Origin of the sequence: Salinarchaeum sp. IM2453 (assembly GCF_019693215.1) — an archaeon.
Taxonomy (GTDB): domain Archaea; phylum Halobacteriota; class Halobacteria; order Halobacteriales; family Salinarchaeaceae; genus IM2453.
Genome location: NZ_CP081183.1, coordinates 2,144,760 through 2,156,881, shown reverse-complemented (window position 1 = coordinate 2,156,881; position 12,122 = coordinate 2,144,760). Strand labels below are relative to the sequence as shown.

General features: G+C 47.3%; 10 protein-coding genes. 2 read left to right on the top strand and 8 right to left on the bottom strand.

Going from position 1 to position 12,122, the window contains the following annotated elements; translation table 11 throughout:
* Positions 1 to 3: 3 nt before the first annotated feature.
* From K0C01_RS10315 to K0C01_RS10295, 5 genes are all read right to left on the bottom strand, one after another.
* Entirely contained in the window at positions 4 to 561 is a 558-nt protein-coding gene (locus tag K0C01_RS10315) for a diadenylate cyclase (protein WP_221169620.1), read from the bottom strand.
* A 155-nt stretch (positions 562 to 716) separates the two neighbouring features.
* Positions 717 to 1,970 carry an RNA-guided endonuclease InsQ/TnpB family protein gene (locus tag K0C01_RS10310; protein ID WP_397541133.1) on the bottom strand — a complete coding sequence of 418 codons (1,254 nt, stop codon included), beginning with the start codon at positions 1,968 to 1,970 and terminating at the stop codon, positions 717 to 719.
* Positions 1,971 to 2,150: 180 nt separating this feature from the next.
* Positions 2,151 to 2,495, bottom strand: coding sequence for a sensor domain-containing protein (locus K0C01_RS10305; RefSeq protein WP_255568281.1), 345 nt, complete (start codon positions 2,493 to 2,495; stop codon positions 2,151 to 2,153).
* A 339-nt stretch (positions 2,496 to 2,834) separates the two neighbouring features.
* Positions 2,835 to 3,314, bottom strand: coding sequence for a redoxin domain-containing protein (locus tag K0C01_RS10300; protein ID WP_221169618.1), 480 nt, complete (start codon positions 3,312 to 3,314; stop codon positions 2,835 to 2,837).
* 296 nt (positions 3,315 to 3,610) lie between these two features.
* Entirely contained in the window at positions 3,611 to 6,703 is a 3,093-nt protein-coding gene (locus K0C01_RS10295) for an efflux RND transporter permease subunit (RefSeq protein WP_255568279.1), read from the bottom strand.
* 146 nt (positions 6,704 to 6,849) lie between these two features.
* On the opposite strand from K0C01_RS10295, the gene K0C01_RS10290 reads away from it, so the two are divergent.
* Positions 6,850 to 7,257, top strand: a complete 408-nt coding sequence (locus K0C01_RS10290) for a universal stress protein (RefSeq protein ID WP_221169617.1) — start codon at positions 6,850 to 6,852, stop codon at positions 7,255 to 7,257.
* Positions 7,258 to 7,524: 267 nt separating this feature from the next.
* Positions 7,525 to 8,361 (top strand): helix-turn-helix transcriptional regulator, encoded by an 837-nt coding sequence (locus tag K0C01_RS10285; protein ID WP_221169616.1) that lies wholly within the window; start codon positions 7,525 to 7,527, stop codon positions 8,359 to 8,361.
* A gap of 196 nt (positions 8,362 to 8,557) precedes the next feature.
* On the opposite strand, the gene K0C01_RS10280 is transcribed toward K0C01_RS10285, so the two are convergent.
* The 3 genes from K0C01_RS10280 to K0C01_RS10270 all read right to left on the bottom strand — a co-directional run bounded on the left by K0C01_RS10280 (position 8,558) and on the right by K0C01_RS10270 (position 12,111).
* Positions 8,558 to 9,433, bottom strand: a complete 876-nt coding sequence (locus K0C01_RS10280) for a polymer-forming cytoskeletal protein (protein ID WP_221169615.1) — start codon at positions 9,431 to 9,433, stop codon at positions 8,558 to 8,560.
* A 906-nt stretch (positions 9,434 to 10,339) separates the two neighbouring features.
* Positions 10,340 to 11,158: an ABC transporter permease gene (locus K0C01_RS10275; protein WP_221169614.1), complete on the bottom strand. Its 819-nt coding sequence runs from the start codon at positions 11,156 to 11,158 to the stop codon at positions 10,340 to 10,342.
* Complete coding sequence (locus tag K0C01_RS10270) at positions 11,155 to 12,111, bottom strand: extracellular solute-binding protein (RefSeq protein ID WP_221169613.1); 957 nt, start codon at positions 12,109 to 12,111, stop codon at positions 11,155 to 11,157. The genes K0C01_RS10275 and K0C01_RS10270 overlap by 4 nt, the downstream gene beginning before the upstream one ends.
* Between the last annotated feature and the right edge of the window lie 11 nt (positions 12,112 to 12,122).

Genomic DNA, 12,122 nt, shown 5'->3' with positions numbered 1-12,122 from the left:
AGGCTATCCATGTGGTCGCCATCGGCCACCGATCTCATCCCGGGGGTAGTCCTGATACGTACCATTGAGATAGCTCGTGACACGGCCATCCTCCTCACTGAGTGTAACTGCCCACAAGACATTATCGCGGAGTGATGTCTCTAGTGCACTCATATGCTTTGTGCCCATCCAGTCAGGGTAGTCAATATCAGCAACCTCTGGAACTTCGGTTTCATTAGGACTTCGGACACGGACCATTTGTCGCTGGATAGTTCCGTCTCCAGTCACGATGATCGCTCCATCTCTACTGAATGCTACATCTTTGGCAACTTGTCGAAATTTCTCGGCAGAATCAGACACGACCTTACACCGGTCAACCGGCCAGACATTCTCTCCAAGTGCGTCAGTATATGACTCAAAGTCAGTCTCAGCAATAACCAGAAAATACAGCCCAGGGCCACTCACATACGGTTCTTCCCATCTGTCAAAATTGAGGCTTAGTGTTTCAGCAACGTACCGAATCTGGTCCATTAGGTCCTGACTATTTGCATACTTATCCAGAACTTCGTCTAGCTCTTCCATTAGTTTGTAACTACATATATAGGATGCATCTAATTTAAAGTCTTCATTGATTCAACCGGTTATGCGGAAAAGTGGAACGCCCATCTGTGACATCCTCCCCGTCGTGAACGACGAGGCTTCCCGAACCGCACCGCAGCGTTGGGATATTTGCCGGGTTACGGTCGCACCTGTTCTTGTGGGGCTACTCGCCCCGTTTGTTTATCGAACAGGCGAACCGATAGCTGGGCCAGACAGCCGTTACTCCTATCCTGTGAGGGATTCGGAGTTACCGTCACTCGCATGTTCTCTGCCGCATTCAGATCACTGTTGGCGACCAGTCCACAGGCCGAACAGACGTACAACCCACGCTCAACTCGGTGTGAATCAGCTTTCGTGCCACACTCACAACAGCTGATCGACGTTGCCAACTCAGACTCATCAACTCGTTCAACGTCGATTCCACGTTCTTCAGCTTTGTACTCGACCTGCTCAATCAGCGTCTCAAACGCCCAGTCGTGCAGCCGTTTGTTACCGTGGCGTCCCCAATCTTCATCCTCCCGGATCTTCTTTGGATGGCCGACCGCGATCGTGCCAACACCACGCTCTGCACACTGGTCGACGATATCTTTCGATACCGCGTGCAGGACATGTGTCTGGCGGCGTGATTTTTTCGCTCGTGCCCACTCTGCGGTCTGTGAGGGACCGTTCTCACCTTCAGTGTCGTACTCTTTCTGCCGGAAGTAGTGGACGTCTTCTTTCAGGGCGTTACCAGGATACAGCAGTGTCTCGTCACCGACTGAGACTACTGCTGTATTACAGATGCCGAGGTCAACACCAGCCGTCTTTTCGCCGGGGGGATCAGGGACGTTGATGGCAACGTTACACACGAAGTGCAACTCCCAGTGGTCATCAGCCCACACTGCCCGGACTTGCTGGACATCTTCAACACCAGCCAAGCTTGCGTCAGGGCCGGTGTCGTATTCACAGAGGACGAAGTCGGCCCATCCATCCTTCAGGTTCTTGCCTTTCGACAGTCGGACTTGCTGGTGTTTGGTGTCGAGTTTGAACCCGTCTTCTTTGAACGTGATCGTGCTACGTGGTCGCTGATCACCGTGTTTCCGGTAGCCCGGTGGATTCGCGTCTGGATCGTCCTGTTGGAACCACGACTGGAAAGCGCCAGACAATTCTTCGACGATTGCCTGACTGGATTGGGCATTCAAGTCTTTCCAGTAGCCCTGTGTTTTCATGTAGGACTTGAGCGGTCCTTCGTCGGGGATTTCTCCCGTGTGATCCCAGATGCGGCTGATGGTCCACCGAGCAACGTTCCAGATTTTACTGCCGGAACGACCGAGTGAATCCAGCTCACGCACGACACCCTCACGGTCGTTGGTGAGTGTCGCTGTAATAGTACGTGTCGTGACCAGATTCACTATACATAGTCTATGACAATGTAGTAACTAATTATGAGTAGATGTTGAATATCCAGTCAGTAGGAACGTGTTGGCAGTTTCCCTGAGCGTACGCGATTCACCTGCCCTGTTCGCTCCTCGGTTCCGACTGAGCATCGCAACACTCGTCGCTCACGGGAAGGGCGGGGTTCTCTCGCTGTATCAAGATAGCTCACGAAATGCAGGACGTAAGCCTTCTGTTCGGGGATCGATCTCGGAATCTGGTGATTGAATTTCTGTCTCAAGGAGGCGGTTTGTCAACCGTTGCTCAAACGCTGCTGCTCCACGAGCACCGATGATCAACACAGCAAAAAGCGGAATGCCGATCAGTGCAAACACAAGAATAGCTGAAACAGTAAAGCCAAAGAATATCCCAAGAAAGTAAATCCCACCGACGATGCTAGTAATGAGGAGATAAAGGAGATTTCGGTAGGTCTGTCGCTCCGTGACAACACTGATAAACTCAGTGAAGATTGAGTAAAGACTATTCAATTGAATGGTTGACATCACATATAGTCATAAATCATTGAGTATAGACTTTTCCGGTTACTATAATTTGTCTTTGTGTATCCTCTGTCTGTTCTCCAGATAATTCAACAGAACGCGTAGAATAATATCAACTCAAGGATAATATTGATGATGGAGTATGCTTCCATACGCTCACTTGTCCGTATGCCAGATGCTCCAAATCATTCTTTGACGGTCCCTTCAACGACCGGATAGAGATAGTGAACTACCCTGCCTACTCACTCACCGCTGATGCGGGTCGCTCCTTGAGGACGGGGACGTAGCCTGTAAGAGCTAAACGAAAACGTGGCTTAGTTCAGAATAAAGTCATCAGTTTGATCAAATAGAATTTCTAACCGCCTCCTTGATGAGCTCATAGTCTGGTTCTTGACTAATATCGTCGGCTATCCATTTGTATGTGATTTTTCCAGTAGAGTCAATAACAAAGACTGCACGATCCGGAACACCGATCAAACCGTACTGTTCAAAATCACATCGAACATCGTATGCGTCTACGACATTTCGTGCGGTGTCGCTGAGCAGTGAAAACTCAATACCAGACTGATCACGAAATACCTCAAGAGATTTCGGCGTATCTGTATGGACGGCGTAAATCGTCGCACCAATTTCATTATATGTGTCTAAGTCATCCTGAAATGCGGTCAATTCGTCCGTACACGTAGGAGTAAATGGGCCAGGGAAAAATACGAGTACAATCGGAGCCTCATCCGAGAGACGGTCCGAGAGGACCATTGTACCATCTTCCTCCGCAACAATTGTTGCGGTAAAGTCCGGAGCTTGGTTTCCAACAGAAGCCATGAATGTGATATTGTCGCTATGAATTTAAACTTAGTCTTGGTACAACCTGACATACAGTGCTGTAGGCGTTTATAGAATCCCTTTCCGTGAAGTACTATGATGGACGGACTGATGAACCCGGTCAACTCAGCGTCCTTACCTCGGACGTCAGAAGGACTGACTGACACTCTTCCGACCAGACGGCTGATGGCCCGCCAGCAGTGGAGCGAAGAATCCGTCTTACCATATTTTTTGAATCTGCTGCAAACAGCTATTTTGACTGGCAAAGCGCTTTGACAGAAAAATAGAATATGCTACTACTGGTTGTTAGCTGTACTGTCTCTGATTACCGTTACGTCATCATGATCTCGGGTTGGTACTGAATCTGCATCTTCTACACTACTTGTTGTTCCCGGGTCAGTTGCTTCTGAAGGATCCACAGCCACATTAGGATCTGGCTCTTCAATGATTACTACATCAGCTTGGTGGTGCAAGCTGTCTGCTGTTTGGTTAAACGGAGGTGAATTCTCTGACGTAGCATCCGGTTTAGCTGAATTTACGTTGGAAGGAGCTTCAGACCGTTCTTGTACATGATTCTCAATAGATGAAGTATTAGGTGGAACAGACTTTGCTTGTGGATCGTCTTGTGTTGTGAAATCCTGGGCGAGGGCAGTCTTTGGTCGAGTACTACCAGTTCCAGCGGTGCTCTGGGCATCGCCTTCAACAGGTGAACTTCTTGCCTCCTGATCTTGATTCTGAGTGGTCGCCGGGGTTGGCGCATCAGTCGGGGAGCCAGGTCCTGACGAGTCATCGTCCCTTGACAAATCACTTGATGACGAATCATCGGCTGAGAATCCAATGTACTGTGTCCAAAGAACCAGCAGTGCTGGTAGGACAAGTACGCTCGCAAAGAATGCATATATTATTGTTAGTCCAGTAACAATTCCAAACTGGCGAAGGATTGGTAAAATTGCGAAGACTAGTGTTCCAAACCCACCGACAGTTGTCGCGGCACTACCAAGTAACGCTCCGCCTGTGCCTGTAACGGTTGTCTCAAGTGCATTCCAGATATCACCTTGTCGACGAAGTTCAAGTTCATATCGTGAGCTTATGTGGATACTGTATGCAATACCCAACCCGACTGTTAGGGACGTGATCGTACCGGTCAACGTATTAAACGGAATATCAAGCACCCACATGGATCCAAGTATCCATGTCACGGCTAATGCAACCGGGATCATTGTTACAATTCCTAATGATGCTGGACTGCCGGTCAAGCGGTATGCGATAGCCAAGAATACGAACACAGACACAAGAGTGATTACCAGTCCTTGAATGACCGTATCCAACAGATCCTCCTGGACATTATCAAAGATGACTTGATCACCAGCCGCAGAGGCTGTGAGTACACCATCACTTTCATCTTCAAGATTCGAAGCAATCTCCCTGTTATCATCAGCAATGGCTCCAATGCCGGCGTCGCCAACAACACCGAACTGCAGTCGAACCGCTTGGTATTCATCGCCATCGTTATAAATGTACTCTGCTGCTTGTGGGTTCGCTACTAGAAGACGATTATACAGTGCAGTAACATTCTCTTCTGGAACACCGGCATTATCGACAGACTGCTCGTATAGATTCCAGAATTCAACGTAGTTATTTTCAGCTTCGTCACGTTCTGTTTCAGGAATATCTGCGTTATCACTTCCTTGTGCCGCCGCCTCTTCCATGAGAGAAAGCGGTGACGTAATGTCAGGTGACCCATCTGCTCCGACAAACACGGTATCTAATTCTCTGGCATCTGTACTTGCAGTATTAAGCCAGCGAAGCGTCTGATCGTCAGTTACATTGCCGCGTATCAGTATCTCCGCCTCGTTATCATCTTGCTGGAAGTTTTCGCCGATAAAGTCCAGATCATCACTTGCTTGGTAGGTACCAGGTGCCATCGGTCCGGGAAGATTCTCTGTCCAATCAGGCGGACTGTCAGCAAGGAAGTCTGTTTCATCGAAACTCGTATCGACTTGTGTTGCACCATAGAGACCGCCGGCAGACAGAATCAGAGCCAAGACGACAACAGCAAGTGGAACGCGACGAGCCGTTGTGACACCAATTTGCAAAACACGGCTGAAAGCGGATCCACCTGTCCCGAAGGCTTGCTTTTGTCGGTTAATACCACGCGCCTCAAGCGCACCGTCAAGCTCAATTTTCAAGGCCGGCGTCAACACCCCGAAGACAATCAATGCTGCAAAAACACCAAATGCACTCACAATACCGAAGTCTTGTAGTGGGCCGACCGGGCTTGTGAGGTTTGCCAAGAACCCAAGAGCAGCAGTAGCTGTCACCCAGACTAATGCAGCACCTACCCCGGCCAGTGCCACAGCCATTGGCCGTCGTAAATTATCAGCACTTTCATCAGCTTCGCGCTGCTCCCGGTAGCGCATGAATACATGGATCGCATAGTCAATTGACAACCCGATTAGCAACACTGGAACAGAAAGCAGTAGCTGATTGAAATCAATTCCTGCCCACCCCATGAATCCAAAGGTCCAAACTAGAACAAGAAGTATCCCAAAGACACCAAGCGTAATATCAAGGATATCGCGGTAAGCAATCGTCAATGCAACGACAACGAAAAGTAGTGCTAAAGGACCGACAATTGCACCACTGTCTGCAAGAGAATTCTCAATTTCGTCGTTAAGAATCCCAAAGCCAAACAGCGAGTATTCCGAGTCTCGATCCTGTGTAAGTTCTCGGATCTCGAGTTGTGCTTCTGTCAGATCATCCGGAAAGGCATCTGGATCCTGTACATCATTTTCAAGTTCTTGACTGACAATAGTAAGGCCAGCCGTAGCGTTCGATGATCCGGGAGTATAAGATGACGGCATAAAGCTGAGCGCGTCAAATCGGTCCTCCTCATCCAAGACAAGGGTAACAATGTCTTCAAGTTCATCATCTTCAAGTTCATCAATTACGTCACGCTGCGTCTCCAGTGAAGCACCAAATGCAGGTTGTTCTTGATTTATTGCTGCAGCAGCAATTGCATTTGCAAACCCAGTGATGGATGGCTGATTACTATTGGTAATCAGAGTTTCGTTAATTTTCTCGTTATCGCGTATATCTTGCTGCAGTGCAAGTGATTCAAGCAACGCCTCCTGTGTAAGAACATTATCTCCGCGCTGAATTATCTGAACAGGTGCTACACTTCCTTCTGTGTCAGCTGTAAAGTTCGCACCAATATACTCCTGTGCTTCCGCAGCAGGAGATTCAGTCTCAAACTGCTCTGTATCAGATTCTTGTTCAACTTGCGTCACTCCAACTCCGATTGCAACGGTAAACAGCAATATAACAAGAATTATACTCTTTGTATATGTCGTAAGTACATTCGATACTCGTGCAGAAATTTCACTCATACTCTTCACTCCATCGACTCCATAGTTTCAAACAGATATCCTGTATAAGGCTGTTCTCCGTATATGCCTGTTGTCCCCGGAATTTAGTAATATTATCTGCGATATATTGGCATAAGTATCATATCAGTACCGCTGATAGTACAGGTATGAATAATCGGGTTCTTGTACCGGTCGACGGGTCAGAAAATGCCTGGAAAGCATTTGAGTTTGCAATCAACGAACACAATGACGATACACTTGTTGTCCTATACGTTGTCAACCCATTAGAAGGAGAATATGAATTAACCGGCGCAAAAAAGCGCGCCAAGAAACGCAGTAAGCAGATCGAACAGGAGGTACATGACCGGGTTGCTGAGCACAACAATAGTGTTGACCTACAGTACGTGACAAGGGAAGGCCGGCCACAAGAAGAAATCTTAGCATACATTGATGAAAGTAACATTGATCAGGTGGTTATTGGAACTCGAGGACTATCCGGAATTAAACGTATCTTAATGGGGAGTGTAACAGAAACAATTGTCAGGAAAGCAAGCGTACCGGTAAATGTTATCTGAGAAGGTTATCGCGAAGTCCATGCGGATCTATGTTAGATTTATTGAAATCAAGAGAGTGTTTTTGCGATTGTCTCCAAATCAAACCACTGATTAATCCATAATTACACTGAGACCTGCACAATAAAACATCCATTATAGTATATATGCAATCAAAAATGTTCATTATCTAATATATAGAAAGTTATTAAATAAGTCATCAAACGCAGAATATAACCTGCAGAGAAATATGTTCGACAGATATCCAGTCAGGTTTCCTTCCCTACAGACATGAATAACTCCAAAGACTCATCTGACCACACTGGTAGCGATATGCGTGAGATAATCGCAAAGCGTCGGTCAGTTCTTAAAGTGCTTAATGATGAACCACTCTGGAAACCGGAACTAGACGAACAGCTGGACGTATCCCGATCAACGATTAATCGTGCAGTTAATGAATTGGCAGAAATTGGATTGATCGAACGGATAGAAAATGGATATACATCAACAATGGCTGGTGAACTCGGACTAGATCTTCACACTGAATACGTAGAGAAGACGAATACACTTGCGCGAGCAGCAGGGTTGCTTGAGGACATTCCTGAAGAAATTGAGCTTGAACCGGATTATTTGGATGAATGTACGGTTGTGCTACCTGAGCGACAAGCTCCTGAGAAAGTACTTGAATCACTAGCGAAGAGATTACAGCCAAAATCAACGGTTATGGGATTTACACCAGTGGTGAAGGTTCCGTATGTGAGCCTTCTTCGTGATCATGTAATTGACAACGACATTGCGGTTGAGGTCATTATTGAGGATACAAATAGATGTCAGTTTCCTGAGTTTGCATCTGTCCAGTCTGCGCTTATTGATTTGGCATCTGCCAATCAATTTCAGCTACTTGAGACATCAGTATCACTTCCATACGGATTATGGATTATTGAGTACGAGAAAGCAATGAGCCCTATCGTTGCTCTTCTCGGGTATAGCGATAGAGGCGTGATTGCCGGTGGAATGGTCTGGGAAGAAAATTCAGTGTATGAGTGGGCCGAGCAACGATACGAACAGGTCCGAGAATCTGCAGTCAGAGCTTCAATTAGCCTGACCGGATCAGAAGAAGACTTGTAGTAGCGTCGAGGATTTGCTACGCCTAAAAAAGTCTATGCTCGGAATAGAGTAGATACGTGGGTATTTTTGTATGAAATTTTAGCCATATCGGTCTCGGTTGCTTGGTTGATGAAATAAAAAATGCAGGGGAAGAGAAGGTGATTTGAGAAGGAAGTGCGGGTAGTGGGAGCAGGGAAAGGGGGCGTTTTTGTCGGGATTACTTTTCGATTGTCTCACCTCGGACACTAGTGTCTGAGTCCATTTGCAATTCGCTTGCGACTACATCACCGTTGATTTTGGAACCTTGGCTTGCAGATACCATTTCTGACTCAAGATTGCCGTCAATGCGGGAACTTTCGGCCATTTCAACAGATCCCTGTGCATGGGCTTCACCATCAATTTCACTTTCTTCTGCAAGATAGATATCACCACCTGCTTCCGCATCACCATCGATTTCAGCACCCTGAGATAACGTGATGTCCCCAAAAGCGGTGACATCTCCATCCACAGAAGATCCATCACTCGTGCTGACGGAACCTTCAGAATGAACATCTCCATCGACTTCACTGTCCTCTGCGAGAGAGACGTCACTGCCTGATTCAACATCTCCGTCAATCTCGGCGTCTTGAGATAACATTACTTCCTCAGAGGCTGTAACTTCTCCGTCTACAGAGGAGCCTTTACTCATGCTGACGGAACTCTCAGTATGGAGATCTCCGTCAATTTCACTTTCTTGACCCATGGAGGTACTTCCAGTAGCTGTTGTATCCCCATCAATTTCCGACTCTGTGCCCATCGTCAAGTCCCCACCGACATGAGCATCTGAATCAATTTCTGCCTGGTCATGCATTTCAAGATCCCCATCAGATGAAACTTCGCCTTCAATGGATGATTCTGGTTCCATTACAATTGACCCAGTCGCCGTAACGCGTCCATCCACCTCAACACCTTCTTTAATACGAAGGTCGCCTTCGGCTGAAATATCTTCATCAGTATGGGAACTAATAACAGTGCTTTCCTCTGACGAACCTGTTTCCGAATCGCTGGGTGCCAGCAGGAATGTAGGTTTACGTGTGTGTATTTTCCATACCATCGGTAACTCACGGCCATTTGACCGCACTAGACAATACACTGGGAAATGTAATTACGCTAATCAGTGACGATTTACTACGTGCTGACTGATTCTTAGCAACTGAATATTTCTCAGGTTGTGGGTAGGTAATAAACTACCACAGAGAATACCACTACAAGACTAGCACCAATTCAGACACAATTGATTAAAGTGACTGTTTAACTTTTACAGGCTACGTTCCCGTCCTCAAGGAGCGACCGAAGGGAGCAAGTAGGGCGGGGTAAGTTCACTAAGTAAGAATCACATAATCCAATAAAATATCCACTGTCACACATCGTCAACAACTTCGGGGTCAAGCCCCGTGGCATCCGTCTTGATTCTTCTGTGGAGTGCCACGGGCGCGATGGCCCGTGGCTTCACCGTGGTCTCTGGCACGGAGAACTGCTAAACATTAGTGTTAATCCGTCCAGCTGTTGGAGATAGATGCCCGGCAATGGTCTGCACAATAGTGGTTTTACCGCAGTTGGGGCCAGAAGCCCGATCAACTTTCCTGACTCAAGTCCAGACGAAATATCAGTAATGGCCCGCTCTCTATCCTGACTTCCTCTACACGACTGAGGTCGTGGGATTCCCACATTGGGATATTGTGGTTTGCGACCGACGGCGCTGGCTGAGCCAAGCAGCCGTTTCCTATCCGCCGGTGGGTTCTGTGTGCTTCTGCCCTGGTGACTCGGAGGGACCGTTGTTTTACGTCAGTATCTGATAATTGTGATGGAAGGCAAATTAATTCGTGGATTTCGTTGAATATCCTGCCTGAACTACCAGTGTGGAATGGTTCCCAATTGTCGGCTTCATCCCCACCCGTAAACGGGTGGGTGTTCGCCTTGCTACCGCTGTAATAGTGTGTAAGTAAGTCGACTTCCAAAATCATCGATCAATCACCGTTGGTACACGAGAAAAGTACTGAACAGCCGCCAAGACAACCAGTGTAATGCCAAGCAATGCAAGCGAAAGTGGAACAATTTCGTCGATACCCCCCGCGATAAAATCAACCCAAATCTGGGTTGGCATTGTTCGAGGGTTATATGCGACCATCATCGTTGCTCCGAACTCACCAATAGCCCTAGCAAATGTCAGTACAATTCCAGCCAGAATTGCACCCTTTGCCAGCGGGAGCGAAACATTCCAGAACGTTCGAAGCGGTCCGTGCCCAAGCGATCGTGATGCCTGCTCCAGCCGTTCATCGATAGCTCCGAATCCCGCTCGAGCGGTGATAATAACAAATGGTGCAGCAACAAATGTCTGTGCCAAGATAATCCCGATAAGACTATCAGTTAACGGAATACCAGCGGCAGCCGCGACCGAACCGATTGGTGTAAATCGGCCAACTGCGGTAAGAATCATAGCACCCCCAACTACCGGTGGTACAATAAGTGGGAGGACGACCAAGGCCTCAACGAAGCGTTTTCCCCGGAATGACCGTCGGGCTAGTACGTAAGCCAGAGGGACGCCCAGAGCAGTTGCAATCATCGTCGAGATAGGTGCCGTAATAAGCGAATTTCGAATTGCTAATTGCGCCTCTGGCGTTGACAGTCCTGAGATAATATCAGCTGAGCCAGTACGGAAAAGGAACATAACAAACGGCAATGCAAAATAAAGAAGGATTAAGCTCCCGAGAAGAGCTGGAAGTAACAGTCCTATTGTGCGATTTGTTCGACGAATTGAGAGGATATCAGTAAGGCTCATATATCAATACGTTCGGGGACAGTTCCTGAAGCACGGGGAAGCTGACCTCCAGCAACCAGTCCAGCTTCTTTAAGAATATCGGGATTGTCAATAAGGAATTGAATCAGTTGATATCCTGCATCCTGCTCGTTAGCTTCGTTGCTAACTGTTGCATTATAAAGTATCGGGCGTCCTTCTGCTGTGTACTCTTCCTCGTCGGTCGTGTATTCAACGGTTGCATAATGGTTTTCCAGCTCAGGATTACTGAAATTATACTTTTCAGGGAATTCATAAAACGGCATTTCATGATCAACAGCCATATTTTGGTATACGATAGCTGCTGATCGTGCTCCCGTCTCGACGCTGGACATTATCTGTGGTTCTTCTGGTTCTCTGTATGTAAGCTCATCTAGCTTACTTACAAAATCGTCATTGAGATTGTGTTCTTTCTGTGCGATTTTAAATGCCTGAATAGCACGGTACCCAAGAGGATCAAGATCCGGATCTGCGATTGCCACATCATCTTTGTCGGTCGATTCGATAATGTCATACCACGCATTTCCGGCGTCAAGTTGTTCAGCAAAGTCTGTATTTTCATCATAGCCAATACCAACGCTATTTGACGCAAATTCAATATCCCACTTGGTGACACTACCGTACAACCGATCACGTAGTAATGTCGCGTCAGCACTCACAATCACATCGGGATGTTTCGTTCTATCTTCGATCATCCGCATAATTGCATTTGAGCCGTAGTACTCACCGTGTAGTGAAATATCAGTCTCAGCTTCAAAAGCCGGACCAATATAATCTTCAAAAGTAGTGGCCAGACTACCAGCAGACAAAACGGTTAACGCATTGGATCCAAGGGTTAGGCAACCAGCAAGTGCGCTGACACCAACAAATCCGCTAGTGATACTGAGGAGATCCCGTCGGTGCAGATATTTTGATCGACTGTTCTGGGGGGGTGACATGTGGATTTCAT

Excerpts from the sequence above, each read along its gene's own strand:
- K0C01_RS10315 (WP_221169620.1), bottom strand. The coding sequence starts at position 561 with ATGGAAGAGCTAGACGAAGTTCTGGATAAGTATGCAAATAGTCAGGAC.
- K0C01_RS10305 (WP_255568281.1), bottom strand. The coding sequence starts at position 2,495 with ATGTCAACCATTCAATTGAATAGTCTTTACTCAATCTTCACTGAGTTT.
- K0C01_RS10300 (WP_221169618.1), bottom strand. The coding sequence starts at position 3,314 with ATGGCTTCTGTTGGAAACCAAGCTCCGGACTTTACCGCAACAATTGTT.
- K0C01_RS10295 (WP_255568279.1), bottom strand. The coding sequence starts at position 6,703 with ATGAGTGAAATTTCTGCACGAGTATCGAATGTACTTACGACATATACA.
- K0C01_RS10290 (WP_221169617.1), top strand. The coding sequence starts at position 6,850 with ATGAATAATCGGGTTCTTGTACCGGTCGACGGGTCAGAAAATGCCTGG.
- K0C01_RS10285 (WP_221169616.1), top strand. The coding sequence starts at position 7,525 with ATGAATAACTCCAAAGACTCATCTGACCACACTGGTAGCGATATGCGT.
- K0C01_RS10280 (WP_221169615.1), bottom strand. The coding sequence starts at position 9,433 with ATGGTATGGAAAATACACACACGTAAACCTACATTCCTGCTGGCACCC.
- K0C01_RS10275 (WP_221169614.1), bottom strand. The coding sequence starts at position 11,158 with ATGAGCCTTACTGATATCCTCTCAATTCGTCGAACAAATCGCACAATA.
- K0C01_RS10270 (WP_221169613.1), bottom strand. The coding sequence starts at position 12,111 with ATGTCACCCCCCCAGAACAGTCGATCAAAATATCTGCACCGACGGGAT.